This is a genomic window from Psychroserpens sp. BH13MA-6 (genome assembly GCF_052983595.1).
In genome coordinates, this window is sequence record NZ_JBRJGE010000002.1 from 450,450 (window position 1) to 465,728 (window position 15,279).

At 35.7% G+C, this 15,279-nt stretch carries 15 protein-coding genes; 4 read left to right on the forward strand and 11 right to left on the reverse strand.

Annotated features, from left to right (window positions below; all coding sequences use genetic code 11):
* Positions 1-115: 115 nt before the first annotated feature.
* Positions 116-268, forward strand: coding sequence for a YqaE/Pmp3 family membrane protein (locus ACU8DI_RS06525; RefSeq protein ID WP_447111955.1), 153 nt, complete (start codon positions 116-118; stop codon positions 266-268).
* 52 nt (positions 269-320) lie between these two features.
* On the opposite strand, the gene ACU8DI_RS06530 is transcribed toward ACU8DI_RS06525, so the two are convergent.
* Positions 321-1,442 (reverse strand): DEAD/DEAH box helicase, encoded by a 1,122-nt coding sequence (locus ACU8DI_RS06530; RefSeq protein WP_447111956.1) that lies wholly within the window; start codon positions 1,440-1,442, stop codon positions 321-323.
* An 82-nt stretch (positions 1,443-1,524) separates the two neighbouring features.
* On the opposite strand from ACU8DI_RS06530, the gene ACU8DI_RS06535 reads away from it, so the two are divergent.
* Complete coding sequence (locus tag ACU8DI_RS06535) at positions 1,525-2,328, forward strand: DUF1853 family protein (RefSeq protein WP_447111957.1); 804 nt, start codon at positions 1,525-1,527, stop codon at positions 2,326-2,328.
* A gap of 1 nt (position 2,329) precedes the next feature.
* Here ACU8DI_RS06535 and ACU8DI_RS06540 read toward each other — a convergent pair whose 3' ends face one another.
* Together ACU8DI_RS06540 and ACU8DI_RS06545 are read right to left on the reverse strand one after the other, a co-directional pair.
* Positions 2,330-3,103, reverse strand: coding sequence for a TIGR03915 family putative DNA repair protein (locus ACU8DI_RS06540; RefSeq protein WP_447111958.1), 774 nt, complete (start codon positions 3,101-3,103; stop codon positions 2,330-2,332).
* Positions 3,103-4,365: a putative DNA modification/repair radical SAM protein gene (locus ACU8DI_RS06545; protein WP_447111959.1), complete on the reverse strand. Its 1,263-nt coding sequence runs from the start codon at positions 4,363-4,365 to the stop codon at positions 3,103-3,105. Before ACU8DI_RS06545 ends, ACU8DI_RS06540 begins: the two co-directional genes overlap by 1 nt.
* Positions 4,366-4,507: 142 nt before the next feature.
* Here ACU8DI_RS06545 and ACU8DI_RS06550 point away from each other — a divergent pair, with 142 nt between their 5' ends.
* On the forward strand, positions 4,508-5,116 hold the full coding sequence (locus ACU8DI_RS06550; protein WP_447111960.1) for a hypothetical protein: 609 nt from the start codon (positions 4,508-4,510) through the stop codon (positions 5,114-5,116).
* Here ACU8DI_RS06550 and ACU8DI_RS06555 read toward each other — a convergent pair.
* Together ACU8DI_RS06555 and ACU8DI_RS06560 are read right to left on the reverse strand one after the other, a co-directional pair.
* Positions 5,113-6,639, reverse strand: coding sequence for a GH3 family domain-containing protein (locus ACU8DI_RS06555; protein WP_447111961.1), 1,527 nt, complete (start codon positions 6,637-6,639; stop codon positions 5,113-5,115). The two genes, ACU8DI_RS06550 and ACU8DI_RS06555, sit on opposite strands and share 4 nt — an antisense overlap.
* 30 nt (positions 6,640-6,669) lie before the next feature.
* Positions 6,670-6,987, reverse strand: a complete 318-nt coding sequence (locus ACU8DI_RS06560) for a four-helix bundle copper-binding protein (protein WP_447111962.1) — start codon at positions 6,985-6,987, stop codon at positions 6,670-6,672.
* Positions 6,988-7,199: 212 nt separating this feature from the next.
* Between ACU8DI_RS06560 and ACU8DI_RS06565 the strand changes: the two genes are divergently transcribed.
* Positions 7,200-8,267, forward strand: coding sequence for an endonuclease/exonuclease/phosphatase family protein (locus ACU8DI_RS06565; RefSeq protein ID WP_447111963.1), 1,068 nt, complete (start codon positions 7,200-7,202; stop codon positions 8,265-8,267).
* A gap of 4 nt (positions 8,268-8,271) precedes the next feature.
* Here the strand turns inward: ACU8DI_RS06565 and bshA are convergent, their stop codons facing one another.
* The 6 genes from bshA to ACU8DI_RS06595 form a co-directional block, all read right to left on the reverse strand.
* On the reverse strand, positions 8,272-9,408 hold the full coding sequence (bshA, locus tag ACU8DI_RS06570; RefSeq protein WP_447111964.1) for an N-acetyl-alpha-D-glucosaminyl L-malate synthase BshA: 1,137 nt from the start codon (positions 9,406-9,408) through the stop codon (positions 8,272-8,274).
* A gap of 4 nt (positions 9,409-9,412) precedes the next feature.
* Entirely contained in the window at positions 9,413-12,331 is a 2,919-nt protein-coding gene (locus ACU8DI_RS06575) for a glycoside hydrolase family 3 N-terminal domain-containing protein (RefSeq protein WP_447111965.1), read from the reverse strand.
* A gap of 130 nt (positions 12,332-12,461) precedes the next feature.
* A complete protein-coding gene (locus ACU8DI_RS06580; protein ID WP_447111966.1) occupies positions 12,462-12,947 on the reverse strand; it encodes an ABC transporter ATPase in 486 nt (161 codons plus the stop codon).
* A 32-nt stretch (positions 12,948-12,979) separates the two neighbouring features.
* Positions 12,980-14,476: a PH domain-containing protein gene (locus tag ACU8DI_RS06585; protein ID WP_447111967.1), complete on the reverse strand. Its 1,497-nt coding sequence runs from the start codon at positions 14,474-14,476 to the stop codon at positions 12,980-12,982.
* Complete coding sequence (locus ACU8DI_RS06590) at positions 14,463-14,978, reverse strand: PH domain-containing protein (protein WP_447111968.1); 516 nt, start codon at positions 14,976-14,978, stop codon at positions 14,463-14,465. The genes ACU8DI_RS06585 and ACU8DI_RS06590 overlap by 14 nt, the downstream gene beginning before the upstream one ends.
* 96 nt (positions 14,979-15,074) lie before the next feature.
* Positions 15,075-15,278 carry a hypothetical protein gene (locus ACU8DI_RS06595; protein WP_447111969.1) on the reverse strand — a complete coding sequence of 68 codons (204 nt, stop codon included), beginning with the start codon at positions 15,276-15,278 and terminating at the stop codon, positions 15,075-15,077.
* Position 15,279: the final 1 nt, after the last annotated feature.

A 15,279-nucleotide genomic window follows, 5' to 3' on the forward strand; every position in this document is an offset into this window, starting at 1 on the left:
CCTATCATTACGGTCGCAATCAAAAGAAGGCTATAAAGACAAACTTTTATGCATATAAGACAATACCTTCGTTAGTTAGAGACTATATTGAGAACATAACAAAAAACCAAAAAACATGTCTTTATTAACAATTATTCTTAGTGTCCTTTTACCACCAGTAGCAGTTTTGCTAAAACATGGTGTTGGAAAGGATTTTCTTATTAATATACTTCTAACACTATTAGGCTGGATACCTGGTGTTATTCATGCTATTATTGTTAACAAATAATAATAGATGTAATAAAATCTAAAAATGCTACTGAATACAGTAGCATTTTTTTTTATAAAGTCATTTGCTTAAACTTGATATCTAAGTCTTTCTGAATGCCTTGGATTTGCTGTTCCTCACCAGAGATAATCAAAGCGATTGAAGCTCCTGTTTTTCCAGCTCTTGCTGTTCTTCCACTTCTATGCGTATAATATTCTAATTGGTCTGGTAATTGATGATGAATGACGAATGCCAAATTATTGACATCGATTCCTCTTGCAGATACGTCAGTAGAAACCAAAAACTGTAAGGATTCGTTCTTAAATGCTCTCATGACCTTGTCACGCTCTTTTTGCTGCATATCGCCTTGTAAGGCATCCACAGAAAAGCCTTCTGCTTTTAGTTTTTCAGTTAATTGATTCGTGCCTGCTTTTGTTCTACAGAAAATAATACCTCTGTCATCTGTATACTTATCTAGTAAACGCGTAATAATGTTTACCTTTTCCTTGATTGAAGTGACAATATAATGATGCGAAATATTAGCATTGACCAAGCTGTTTCTATCAATTTCAACTTGTATGGCGTCACTAGACATGTAGGTCTTGATAATCTTTTTAATGTCTTCAGGCATGGTTGCAGAAAACAACCAAGTATGACGTGTTCCAGTGGTATATTTTAAAATTTTGTTAAGGTCTTGTTTAAAACCCATACTTAACATTTCATCGGCTTCATCAAGTACCAAGGTGTCAATGTTTTTTATTTGCACCTCTCCTCTTTCAATAAAATCTAATAGACGTCCAGGTGTAGCAACAATGATATGGGTAGTACGCTGTAAACGCTTTAACTGAATATCCATTTTTTCTCCGCCATAAACCCCTTCCGCAAAAATCTTATGATCACAGTACTTCGTAAATTTGAACAATTGCTTTTGAATTTGTTGTACCAATTCTCTTGTTGGTGCCAAGATTAAGGCTTGAACTTCATTGTTTTTTGGGTCAATGTTCTGTAAAATTGGTAATCCATAGGCGGCCGTTTTACCAGTACCTGTTTGTGCCAATCCTACAAAATCAGTATCGTTTTTAAGTAATACTGGTATGGCTTCTGATTGTATTTGTGTTGGTGTTTTTATATGGAGTTCCTTCAAGCCTTTTATTAAAGGCTTTGAAATCCCTAAATCGTAAAATGTTGTATCCATAATGAATTGTAATTGAATGCAAAGGTATTGTTATTCGCTTAGCTTTCAGAATTAATATTCGTATTTTCGAAATTCTATGTGTATGAACCAAGATCATTTAAATCACCTTTATCACGCCTACCTAAAAACAGCTCCTTTATGGGAAGGCTCTACCGTTTTTGATTTAGAACAATTAGCGCTTCCTGAGCTTAGTGAAAGTTATTTCGACCGAAAAATTAGCCGTCGTTTGCGACTGGGACAATTAGCAGAACAATTCGCTTTTCAAGAACTTTCGGCCTTGCCTGATTATGAGATGTTATCTGAAAACATTCAAATTCAACATAACAAGCACACTTTGGGAGAGCTTGATGCGCTACTCAAAGTACATGGTACGCCTATTCATTTAGAAATCGTTTATAAATTTTATGTCTATGATAGCAATTCTGGCTCTCATGAATTAGATCGATGGATTGGTCCGAATAGGAAGGATAGTCTGATGGAGAAATTAACAAAACTCAAAGACAAACAATTACCACTGTTATATTCGGAAGAAAGTGCTAATCGTTTAAAAGTATTAGGATTAGGAACATATAATTTTCAACAACAGGTGCTATTCAAAGGACAATTGTTTGTACCCATTGATAAAGACATCCCTTTTAAATTGCTTAATAAAAACTGTGTGTCAGGTGTTTTTTACAAGAAACATCAATTGCAAGCGTTGTCGAATTGTCGCTTTTTTTTACCCTCAAAATTGGACTGGTTCTTAGAACCACGTGCTGACGTAGAATGGATGGATTATGAGGCTTTCAATACTAAAACCAAGAAGCTATTGAATGAGCACAGATCGCCTTTATTTTGGTTAGCTACTGGTGAACAACTATCGAAAGCATTCTTAGTATGGTGGTAATCTAATTGGGTTGTTTTTCACTTAAATACTTCCAATAGCGCTTGGGAACATGACGCACATGAAGTTTCATATTTTTACGAGATTCGATATTAGTGCTTTTGAAATAATCCTGCCATAATTTTTGAAATTCTAGTTCTTGCGCTGTAAAAATAGCCGTGTCATTTTTTGTCATATCGAAATCTTCAGGAAACGCCATTTGTATAATTTCCACAGTATTTAAATCATAATACAGACCATAACGACGCTTGATATCATAAATCATCCATTTCTGATCGGCATAACGGCGTTTAAAATGCTTTGAGATTAAAGGAAGCACATTAAAATCAGGTTCAATAGAAGCAAAATATACTTGATCTTTGGTGAGTCTAAAGCGCACAAAGGCCTCCATACGGTGTTTCTCTCTACCAACTTTTTTAGCGGTTTGTGCCACTTTTAATACATATGGATTTGCATAATTCTTATCCGCTTTCAGCTGATTGCTGAAGGCATACCTCACATAGGATAGTAAGGTGTTTTCTATTTTAGCTTCCTCACTTAAAAAGGCATAGTACAATTGATAGCATCCCATTTTAGACAATTTGGATTTAAGTCCTTTCCAAACGCGATTGGCTTTATCAATATCGGTGATGACCGTTTCAAATTCAGAAAACAAACGCTCTTGTACTTCAAATTCATTCTGAATATGTACTTGGTCCAAGTTGTGCTCATAAATGTAGAATATACAACTCAAAAACCCATCGAAGGTACCATCGTAAATTAAATGCCGTTCTTGCATTAGTTAAAAAGACTTAGTTGCTGACTCAGGGATTGTTGGTATTTACTTTTTGAATTTTGAAGAATTAAACCTTTTATGGTTTCAGGCGCAAGATCCCGATGTTTAAAGGGATCACTTTCGCACACCATAAAATATTTAGCACGATTTAGAGCCACACCTATTTTTTTAAGATGTTCCCAATTTAAGCGTCGAAATCGCCGAGCATTTAAAATTTTATGGACAGATCGCATTCCTAATCCAGGAATTCTTGCCAGCATGTGTTTATCGGCACGGTTTATATCCACAGGAAATTCATGAAGATTTCTTAATGCCCAGCTCAACTTGGGATCAATATCCAGATCCAAATGTTGATGTTGCGCGTTTAAAATTTCGCTAACGTCAAAACCGTAAAAGCGCATGAGCCAATCGGTTTGATATAATCTATTCTCGCGTAACATAGGTACAGCACTACCAATTTGAGGTAAGCGATCATCATAGCTTATAGGAACATAGCCTGAGTAATACACACGTTTGAGATTAAAGTTTTTGTAAAAATGATTGGACGTCTGCATGATTTGAAAATCACTTTCACCGCTCGCACCTATGATCATTTGCGTACTTTGTCCGGCAGGTGCATATTTTGGTGTATGCTTAATGACTTTTTTTTCAGCTTTGTATTGAATGATTTCATTCTTTACTTTCACCATAGGCTTTATGAAGTCCTCCCGTTTTTTGTCTGGTGCTAATTTTTTTAAGCCTGCCTGAGTTGGTATTTCGATATTCACACTTAAACGATCTGCATAAAGTCCGGCTTCTCTCATTAACTCGTCCGAAGCTCCAGGAATCGATTTCAAATGGATATAGCCATTAAAGTTTTCTTCTAATCTTAATTTTTTAGCGACAGCGACTAAGCGTTCCATCGTGTAATCCGCATTCTTAAAAATACCAGAGCTTAAAAACAACCCTTCAATGTAGTTGCGCCTGTAAAAGTTGATGGTGAGATCTACGACTTCTTGAACTTTAAAAGCCGCGCGTTTGATATCATTACTTTTTCTTGTCACACAGTAGGCACAATCAAAAATGCAATGATTAGTCAATAAAATTTTAAGTAGTGAAACACATCTACCATCTTCTGTATAGGAGTGACAAATTCCCATACCTGTAGCATCTCCTAAACCCTTATTAGTATTGGCTCGTTTGCTTCCGCTTGAAGAACATGACACATCATATTTTGCAGCATCAGCTAATATTTTTAATTTTTCTTGAATGCGTTCAAACGACATAAGCAGGTTTTTTTTTGTAAATATCGTGAATTATGTGATATAATTCAAACATATGTTTGATTTTATATCACTTTATGAAATGGGTTAAGAATAACTTTGAAAACTTCAATAAAACCCTAATTTCTTCAGTATTATGTTCCTAATGAAGCGTTTTATTTTAATCATTTTAATCTGTATCAGTCCAACTATGAGTGCACAGCATACCATTCCACAATCTATCGAACAAGAAGTAGTAAAAGCGCTTACCTATTACCCTGAATTAGATAGTACGATCATTAAAATCAAGTTTAAAAAGCATATTAAGAAATCCACGATGCAAGCGCGTCCCACTTTTGGGAGTTTTTTCCGAAGTAAAAAAAAGAGACGCTATATCATCTTAATAAGCGAATCATTTAAAATTTCAGATAAGGAGTTCAAGACCAAAAATATTCCTTCTGATATCTTAATTGGTTGGATTGGCCACGAATTGGGTCACATTATGGATTATCAAGATCGTAGTAATTTAAATCTTATATGGTTTGGGATTAATTATTTGTTGTCTGACAATCACATCGTTGAAGCCGAGCGAGCAGCCGATACCTTTGCCGTTGCACACGGCATGGAGGATTACATCTTAAAAACCAAGGATTTTATTTTGAATCATGCGCAGATAAATACCGCCTACAAAGAACGTATCAAGCGCTACTATCTATCACCTGAGGAAATCATGGAATTGGTCAAGCAGCGTGATATGCTATTACAAACCGATTAAACGCTTGCTATAAAGTCTTCCCATTCTGAAAATTTCTCCTCACCCATAACACGTTCCATTTTCACTTGTCCGCCTTTCTTTTTGTTTCGTGCATTCCAATCATAAAATGTGTCGGGAGACACCACCTTCACTTTAACACCATGAAGAGCTTTACTCCTTGCGACTTTGTAGTTTTTATTGGCTTCTTTTAATGCGTTGTCTAATGCATCTGCCAAGGCGTCACTATCTTGTGATTTAGCATCAGATCCCAAATACCAAAAATGATAAAATTCGTCGTCCTCTGCCCTTTTTGCACAAATCGTATACTCCGGTATTTTCATATCGAATTGTTCTTCTAATTCGCGCATGGCAGCATCCATTTTATTGACAGATAATTGCGAACCAACGGTGTTTAGAAAAAATTTTGTACGTCCGGTAATTTTGATTTCGGCGCGATCTGTATCTGTAAATTCTATGGTATCACCAATCAGGTAACGCCAAGCACCACTAACCGTACTAATGATAAGCACATAGTCTTGATTCGTTTCTACGTCCTTGAGAGTGATTGCAGGAGCGTTTTCAGTGAGAGAACCATCTTCATTAATATATTCAGGTTGAAAAGGCACGAATTCAAAATAAATACCATGATTTGTGTTGAGTTGCATCGCATCGGTTTCTGGACGAACTTGTGTCGCTATATAGCCTTCAGAAGCTAAATAGGTATCAATAACCGTTACAGGTTTACCCAAGAGTGCTTTAAAACTTTTTTCGTAAGGTCCGAAAGCCACACCACCAGATGTATAAACTTGGAGATTCGGCCAGATGTCATGAATATGATCAAGTTGGTGAAAATCAATCACTTTTTGAAGCATCAGTTCGATCCACGATGGAATACCACTAAGTGCGCCAATATCCCAATCTGCCGCTCTTTCCGCAATATGTTGCACACGATCGTCCCAATCATCAATTTTGGCTATCTCCTCTCCTGGTTTATAATAGCCACGAAACCACGTTGGAATGTTACTCGCAGTAATACCACTAATCTCACCCTCTAAATGATCATGTCGTTCTTCAAGGTCTGTAGAGCTTCCCAACATCATGATTTCTTTTTCGAAAAAATCGGCTGGTAAATCAAAATTCTTCAAGGCAAAAACTTGCTTGATACCTGATTGTCTAATAGCCTCAATCATGTCATCTGTCACAGGAATTCGTTTACTTGTTTTTCCTGTGGTTCCTGAGCTTAAAGCAAAGTAAGACGGACTTCCAGGCCAAGTCACATCGGTTTCACCTTCATGGAGTTTATACCACCATTTGTCGTTTAACGAATGATAGTCAAAATAAGGAACGCTCTCTGCAAAAGCTCGTGGCATATCATCGGCATTCAAAATACTTTGAAAATTATAAGCTTTACCAAACTGCGTATTTTTGGCTTTTTCAAGAATGTGTTTTAAAACCTTTTCTTGAGCTTCTACATGATTCACCTCTGAAGTGAGTGTGTCTTTTAAGTTGATAACACCTTTGATAATATTTCCTAAAATAGCCATTGTTATGTTGATATGTTAAGTTGGATTATGTTACGCTGCTAATTGTTGGCAAGCTTCAGCACAAGCTCTACATGATGCTGCACATTGCTTACAATGCTCATGATTATGAGCTTCACAATGGTCTGCACAGTACTCACAAATTTCAGCACACAGTAACGCGTATTGTTTGACAAAAGCACTATTAGAGGCCATCATTTTAATACAGATGTAGCAAGCGTCTATGCATTGCACACAGCATTTCGGACAATCATTCATACTTTGTTTGCCAGCCATTTCCGTTAAGCAATTTTGGCAATCTACAAGACATTTTTGACAGGCTTCAATACAAGATATATAAGTTTTATTCATCACTAAAAATTTAATAGATTAATAAATACAAGGTCGCCAAAAATTAACGGTTTTAATAATGCTAAGACTAAAAGAATTAACTCATATCGTTTTTTGTTAAAAACCATTGTTAACTCATATCAGCTAAGTATTACTCCTATTACTCATATAATTAGGAAGCTATTATTGAATTGGTTACATTGAATGCAACTCAACCAACCTCTGTTTTATTCATGACTTTCAAATTAGTATTAAAAATCTTTGGGATTATAGCGATTCTCATCACGATTACCCCAATTTTTGCATTAGACTATTGGTGGATACGGATCTTCGATTTTCCACACACACAATTAACGTTTCTAACAGCACTGGCCATTCTTGTTTATTTCATCAAGTTTGATTTTAAAAACGAAGGAGATTATGCCTTTGTACTGATATTAGTCGCATGTTTTGTCTTTCAATTTGTTAAAATATATCCGTTTACCTTATTTGCAGGTGAAGAACTAAAACCATCTTCAAAAAACGTAACAACGCAAATCAGTTTTCTAACAGCTAATGTTTATCAAGATAATGAGGATACTCAAAAAATTATCAAAGCTATAGATGATTCCGATGCAGACGTCATGGTATTAACAGAGGCCAATAATCGGTGGAGAGATGTTATTTCTCAGGCCATTTCAGATGATTACAAGTATCAAATTGAATTTCCTTTGGACAATACCTATGGAATGCTGTTGTATTCAAAGTTAAAATTAGTAAATCCAGAAGTCAAGTTTTTAATCAATGACAGTATTCCTTCCATTCATTCGAAGCTTGTCATAACATCAGGTGATACCATTCAGTTATATGCGATTCATCCAACACCTCCTATGCCTCAACATAATCCTATGTCGACCGATCGAGATACTGAAATGATGTTAGTTGCTAAAAAAGTGATCGATTCTAAGTTGCCTGTGGTTGTTTTAGGAGATTTTAACGATGTATCGTGGTCAAAAACAAATCAGCTATTTAAAAGAAACAGCATGCTCTTAGATCCGAGAATTGGACGTGGTATTTACAGCACTTATAATGCGCAAAAATTTCTTTTGAGATGGCCATTAGATCATATATTTTGTTCTAAAGAATTTCGTTTTAAGGATTTTAAAACCTATGATGAAACCTCTTCAGATCACTTTCCGTTATACGCCAAATTCAGCTTTGAACCAGATAAGGCAAGTGAGCAAGAACCCGAGTCACCATCAGAGAGCGATAAGAAACAATTGCAGGAACAACTCACTAAAATTTCAAAAAAATCAGACTAATTTTTTAAGAAATTAGACACTTTTTAAGTGTGTCTTCATAGATAGCCTCGTACTGCGGAACAATTTCATGAATGTCAAACTTTTTGGCAGTTTCACGAGCATTGGTTTTAAATGTTTTCAATCGGTCAGCATCCTTTAAAATGAATAAGGCATTTTTGGACATGTCATCCACATCATTTTTTTGACTTAAGAAACCCGACTCGCCGTGTACATTAACTTCAGGAATACCTCCTGTGTTACTTGAAATTACAGGAACACCTGAGGCCATTGCTTCTAATGCTGATAGTCCGAAACTTTCGGTTAACGATGGTAACAGAAAGAGATCACTAAATCCTAGGATTTTATCAATTTCGTTGCTATTTCCAAAAAAAACGACTTTATCTTCAATCCCTAATGCTTCACACAGACGTTCCGCTGGTTCTCTTTCAGGACCCTCACCCACCATCATCAGGCGCGATGGGACTTCCTTTTGAATATTATAAAATACCTTGATCACATCAGGAATTTGTTTCACCTTTCTGAAATTACTGATATGCGTAATAATTTTTTCATCATCTGAGGCCATCATTGCACGTTCGCAATCGGTAAATTTTGAGCCATACTTACTCAAATCAATGAAATTTGGTACGACGTTAATGTCTTTTTTAATATGAAACAAACGTAAAGTATCATCTTTTAAACTCTGTGAAACCGATGTCACTGTATCAGATTTATTAATGCTAAAGGTAACGGCTGGCTTATAAAATGGATGACTTCCCACTAAGGTAATATCGGTTCCGTGTAAGGTGGTGACAATAGGGACATATATGCCATCTTCTTGTAACATTTTTTTCGCCATATAAGCCGCATAAGCATGAGGAATGGCATAGTGTACATGCAAGACTTCGATTTTATGAAGCTTAACCATGTCTACTAATTTGCTCGACAAGGCTAGTTCGTAAGGTTGATATAAGAATAATGGATATTCAGGAACGGTCACTTCATGGTAATGAACATTATTACCTAATAGTTCTAACCTAACGGGCTGACTATACGTAATAAAATGTATGTCGTGGCCACGTTTGGACAATTCGAGTCCAAGTTCTGTGGCAACAACACCACTTCCTCCAAAAGTTGGATAACAAACAATTCCTATGCGCATGGTACTAATCGATTATAGCTTCATAAATTAAGCGTTGTATTTCAGTTCTAATATTTTCACGTAACAATAAGTTTTTACCAGCATGAGGATAGGTTCTATTTGCTAAAAATATATAAACAATTTCAGCATCTGGATCAGCCCAAGCATAAGTACCTGTAAATCCAGAATGGCCAAAGCTTGTCATGGATACGCAACCACACGTTGGACCTTCCTCTCCCAGTTGTGGTTTGTCGAAACCTATCCCTCTCCTTACATTTTTAGAGCAATAATAACAGGTGTTAAATTTATCGATGGTTTCCGTCTTGAAATAACGCTTCCCGCCATAATAGCCTTTTTGTAAATACATTTGCATAATCTTTGCGACATCATTGGCATTGCTAAAAATACCTGCGTGACCTCCAACACCATTTTGCATGGCAGCACCCATATCATGCACATAACCATGCACCTTTTGATAGCGATAATAGTCATCAATTTCTGTTGGTACAATATTTTTATCTGTAAACTTAGTTGAAGGATTATAGGTGGTGTAATTAGCCCCTAAGGATTGGTAAAAGTGCTCCTGAACTAACTCATTCAAGGGCTTTTTGTAGTAGCCTTCAATATATTTCTTTAGGATATAGTACGGTAAATCACTATATCTGTATCGCAACGATGATAAAAGCTCAGAATCTACAATGATTTTTTGAATGGAATCAGGATAGTCGTGTCTTAGGTACATCTGCTCTGCCACTTTGATATTAAATCTCGGTGTAGCTGCACGTCTGTAATATTTAGGGTCTGGCTTTTTTGTCACAGAATCTAAGGTCGCTACATAAAAAGGTATCCAAGGTTTTAATTTAGCGAAATGCGATAACATCTGCTTGATTGTAACATTTTTCTTGTTAGAATCTATATATTCCGGAAGTATTCTTGACAGCTTCGTATTCAACGATACTGCTTTCTTTTCCTCTAACTCCATTAATAAGGGTAAAGTTGCCAATATTTTCGTCAAGGAAGCGACGTCGTAAATATCATCAAACTTCACCTTCTCATCACCTTCATAGGTATGCTTACCAAAATTTTTGTTGTAAATCACTTTCCCTTTTCTTGCAACTAATAGTTGAATACCAGGCGTCATTTCTTTGTCAACCGCATATTGTGCTATAGAATCTAGCCGTTTGAGTTTTTCTGAACTCATCCCAACGCGTTCTGGGATGCCATAACTCAACGATTGAATGGCATTATAGGTGATGCCATCACCCACTTTAAAATGCGCTCCTATCGAAACAGGTGTTTCACCTTTTGCAGGAATAGCACCAAAAATTGCTTGAGCAGATTTCTCTTGAGAAATGGTACTATTCTGATAACTCATCACAATACTTTCAATGTTTTCAATACTAAGCAAATCAATAAGCGCATAAGGTCTGGCAAAGACATCTAAGATCACAGAATTCGTTCTTGCGATTTCATAAAGCCAAACCATTTCTTTATCCGTGAATTTATAATCTCTCCATGGGTGGTCATTTTTCTTATGAAATCCAACAATTACTGTATTGTAATTTTGAAGCTTCGCAATAAGTTCATCAAGCTTCTCGGCTTGCACCAAATGTACCTTCGTGTATTTTTTAAGTTCATTATAAAAGGCGCTACCATCATCATCACCTAGTTGTACATAGGCAATCTTTTTCGTTTCTAAATGTCTTAGCGGTAGCAGTTCTTCTTTATTTTTTAAGACCGTAAAAGCATTTTCGGCTAGGGCTTCGTAGAGCATATCATCTTTCAGTCGGTTCAAATCTTCTACTAAATGCGTGGTTCCAATAGGTTGATAATTATGAAGACCCACTTTGTATTTCGCCATCAGAATTTTTTTAACAGAATGAGCTAAGCGCTCTTCTGAAATAGCTTTGCTCTCATATGCCTGAATTATTTTTTCTATGGCTTTGGGAACATCTTCGGAAATTAATAAGACATCATTTCCTGCTTGAAAGGCCGCTAAGTCGATTTCTCCTGGTGTACTGAAATTTGAAACCCCTTTCATTTCCAGAGCATCGGTAAAAATTAAGCCTTTAAAACCGAGTTGCTCTTTTAAAATATCGGTCACAATATGAGTCGATAAAGACGAAGGAAATCCAGATCGAGGTTCTAAACTAGGCACATTCAAATGTGCCACCATAACACTGGATAAACCTTGTTTTATCAATTCTCTGTAAGGATACAATTCAATGGAATCAATACGCTTTTCGTTAAAACTGATCGTTGGCAAGGTTTTATGTGAATCACTATCGGTATCGCCATGACCTGGAAAGTGTTTGGCATTAGCTAAAACGCCAGCATCTTGCATCCCTTTCATAAACGCAGCCGCCTTTTCTGTGACATTATCTCGATCTTCGCCAAAAGATCGGTTGCCAATAATCGGGTTTTTCGGGTTTGTATTAATATCAACCACTGGTGCAAAATTAAAATGCACTCCAATTCGCTTACAATGTTCACCAATGTGATAACCAGTGCGTTCTACCAGTTTATTGTCTTTAATAGCGCCTAAGGTCATGTTCCATGGAAATGCATAAGTAGAATCCAAACGCATACTAAGACCCCATTCAGCATCCATCCCAATCAATAAAGGTGTTTTTGAAATAGCCTGATATAAGTTATTTTGCTTTGCTTGACTAACAGGTCCTCCAGTTGAAAAAATTAAACCACCAATATGGTAATCGTTTATGAGTTCTGCTACAGCTTTAGAATTGTCTTTGCTCGCACTTGAAAAAGCCCTTACCATAAATAATTGTCCGACTTTCTCCTGAAGATTCATGTCGTTATAAACACTGTCTACCCAACGTTTTTGAGCGTTTAAGTCTTTATGTGCTAAAGGATGATTTTCCTCTTGAGAATAGGTAGGTTGAATACATGTAATTAAACATATGAGGGACAATATATATCGCATAGAATCTGGTCTTATTGATTTGTTCTTAAAAAGCCTTAAAAACTATGCCAAAATAGTACTTTACGGTCAAGAATGAAAAGACTTTAAGATAGATTTATAAAGAAGGTTGTAAACACCTGAAATGCAACGACTATTTAATAAATCTGCTATGCCAACTTTCACTGGCAGGTACTTCCCAATTTTCTTTAAACTCGGCAATATTACTTACGAGATTATTAAAAACAATAGTGTTTTTGGAAATGGCACGGTCTTTAGCCATTTTTTTAAAATCTAAAAGCGATTTATGGGCCACGAACTCACCTTGTTTATAAGAGACATTCATTTTATCCATTAAATCAACGTTATAGGTTTGTTCCAAATCCTGTATAAAACGAACAGAAGCATCAATACTGCAACCTGTAGCCTTATTCAAGTTTTGATTTAATGCAATTACAATAAATCGTTTATATTCAATAGTATAACCCGATTGTAAATCACTTCCATGAGCGGTCCAATTTTCGATAAACGTATCTAACTTTTCTTTTATTTCTGAAATTTCCTCGTCTGTAAAGGAGCGATTGGCTTGATAAATCCAAACACGGGATTCCTCTGGTAGCGTATTAAAGTCAACAAGCATAATTCTGATTTTAGGATTACAAAAGTACGATTTTACATCCAATCCTTAGCCTGTGATTCCACCTGATATATTAAAAAATCGTGGATATTTTCAGCATCTAATTGGGAGATATAAGGTATTACAACTGTCTTTGAGGCCGTGGCAATTGATACCGATGCTATCTGTCGTTGTTTTTGAAAGATGTTTTGCTGGAGCTTTACGGCTTGAATTTTTGATATTTCCAAAATATTAGTCGTTGTATCAATAATACCACTGCCAACAGTGATGAAGTCTGAACTAATGCTATAATAGGCTTTTTTGTAACCATAGTGAATATACAATCCAATAATTGGTAGCCAAAGGAGATTCAACCAAAGGAAGGAAGCACCAAAAACGAGTAAACCAGGCATATGAATCACAGCCGCCAAAAATATAATTCTAAACGCTAGAACGCGCTTGTAAAAACCTTGAGGTTTTAGGATCTCTGGACCGAGCGTATAATGATCTAGGAGTTTTTCTATTAAATGATGTAATTGTAATTTTTCAAGAGCGATAACCACAAAGTTTTTACGCTGTTTGACGTTCACCATGGCTTGCTTAACTGATAAGGTATGTAAACCAAAATAACGTTTAACTCTATTCGTTTTAACAACTAAATTTTGAATCCGACTCGGTGTAAGACTCAATGATACTTTATTAAATAGCCCTTTGTTAATTTCGATGGTTTTTTTGTTTTCTATGACTTCTAAATTGAAATTGACCACAACGGTCTTAATCACAGAAAATAATAAGGAACCAAACAGCATTAGACCAACTAGAATAACATTGGCAAGCACTAAATTCAGGAAGCTTTCTTCTTCAAACTGAAGCAATGATTCTAGCCATGAGCGTAAGTTTAAATCTGAGAAATAATCCTTAAATTCATAATACAAGCCAAATACAAAAGAGGCAATAACCGCAAAACTTCTTAAGTGATTCTGTGAAATCCCTTCTAAAATCAAACGTTTAGGAGATACTTTGAAGAAGACCTGATCTGAATTGCTGACATCCTCTTCCACTTGGGACACCTTCTTTGTTTTATCAAACAACCGTTGTTTTAATTGAAGAGCCGTTGACTTGTCTAAAGCGTTGATTTCAATTTCGGACTTCTTATCACCAGCTGTTTCAATATTAAGAGACACTACTTGAATGAGTTGTTGTAAAAAATTCTGCTTGATATAAATATTTTGAATTTTAGACTTTGGAATAATAGTATGGTCTTTAGTGATAATACCGGTCGATAAATGAAAATCTTCATCGTTGACATGAAATTTAAAGTTCAGATACTTTAAAATGGCAATTACAAGAATAATGATAAGAATTCCGAAGAGTATTAACAGTAGCGTCGTAACACTCAAACTACCAAAAGTTTTTTTCTTCATCAAGGAAAACCCTATGGCTAAAAATGCCACAAAAAAACGCTTAAGGAATTTAAACGTATTAAAGGCAAAAATGATAATAATCCCTTTAGAAGATTGCCGTAAAGGTTGTGAAAAATCAGTCGTTCCCATGGACCTGAGCACTTATAAAATCATTAATTTTTTTAGCTTCGTCATGAGGCAAACCTTTGATACTCAAATCACTTCCAGATTCACCAGCTGTGTAAATGTTAAGCGTTGATAAATTGAGTTTTCTTGCCAACCAACCACGTGATTCTTCGACGTGTTGGATTCGTGATAAAGGCACTGTAGTGACAGAATTAACAATAAGTCCTTGAGCATAAATGACATCATGAGATCTCAGTGCGTATTTACGTGTTTTAAATGCCAATAAGGTGATACTAAAATTGAACAAAACAAAAACTAAAAAAATGCTTAAAATATACCAAAAGCCTTGCTGAATCACCTCTTTATTAATGAACCATTTGACCATTAGCAATACGCCAATCATGACGGCATACACCAGTAATTTATTCAGGATGATTATTTTGAGATACTGTTTTGAAATAGGTTTGAGATTAACCGCTTCTAGTTTTGGTATGCTGCTTAAGTCTATTTGATTGTTTGTAAACATCGTTTTATTCGTTCAGAAATTCTTCAGGTCAAAATATCAGACCAATTAGCAGCAAAAACAGTGATTAATTATCCTATCGAAGGCTTGCAAACACTATTATTGTTGCCCATTATTATGCTTCTTAAAATTTCTGTAAGTTAAAAATCCGTACATCAGTATGCCAAAAACTAAATAAAAGAGAAGTCGCATCAAAGAAAAATCTCGACCTAATAAGTAATCTAATAAGATAACTATTCCTGAAAAGATGATGCCTCCAATAAGAGCCGCAGTAATGATCCGTTTTTTTTCGATTTTAGCCATA

Coding starts and splice junctions, on each gene's coding strand:
- ACU8DI_RS06585 (WP_447111967.1), bottom strand. CDS start 14,476: ATGGGAACGACTGATTTTTCACAACCTTTACGGCAATCTTCTAAAGGG.
- ACU8DI_RS06560 (WP_447111962.1), bottom strand. CDS start 6,987: ATGAATAAAACTTATATATCTTGTATTGAAGCCTGTCAAAAATGTCTT.
- ACU8DI_RS06540 (WP_447111958.1), bottom strand. CDS start 3,103: ATGCAAGAACGGCATTTAATTTACGATGGTACCTTCGATGGGTTTTTG.
- ACU8DI_RS06530 (WP_447111956.1), bottom strand. CDS start 1,442: ATGGATACAACATTTTACGATTTAGGGATTTCAAAGCCTTTAATAAAA.
- ACU8DI_RS06565 (WP_447111963.1), top strand. CDS start 7,200: ATGACTTTCAAATTAGTATTAAAAATCTTTGGGATTATAGCGATTCTC.
- ACU8DI_RS06525 (WP_447111955.1), top strand. CDS start 116: ATGTCTTTATTAACAATTATTCTTAGTGTCCTTTTACCACCAGTAGCA.
- ACU8DI_RS06545 (WP_447111959.1), bottom strand. CDS start 4,365: ATGTCGTTTGAACGCATTCAAGAAAAATTAAAAATATTAGCTGATGCT.
- bshA (WP_447111964.1), bottom strand. CDS start 9,408: ATGCGCATAGGAATTGTTTGTTATCCAACTTTTGGAGGAAGTGGTGTT.
- ACU8DI_RS06550 (WP_447111960.1), top strand. CDS start 4,508: ATGAAGCGTTTTATTTTAATCATTTTAATCTGTATCAGTCCAACTATG.
- ACU8DI_RS06590 (WP_447111968.1), bottom strand. CDS start 14,978: ATGTTTACAAACAATCAAATAGACTTAAGCAGCATACCAAAACTAGAA.
- ACU8DI_RS06555 (WP_447111961.1), bottom strand. CDS start 6,639: ATGGCTATTTTAGGAAATATTATCAAAGGTGTTATCAACTTAAAAGAC.
- ACU8DI_RS06595 (WP_447111969.1), bottom strand. CDS start 15,278: ATGGCTAAAATCGAAAAAAAACGGATCATTACTGCGGCTCTTATTGGA.
- ACU8DI_RS06575 (WP_447111965.1), bottom strand. CDS start 12,331: ATGCGATATATATTGTCCCTCATATGTTTAATTACATGTATTCAACCT.
- ACU8DI_RS06535 (WP_447111957.1), top strand. CDS start 1,525: ATGAACCAAGATCATTTAAATCACCTTTATCACGCCTACCTAAAAACA.
- ACU8DI_RS06580 (WP_447111966.1), bottom strand. CDS start 12,947: ATGCTTGTTGACTTTAATACGCTACCAGAGGAATCCCGTGTTTGGATT.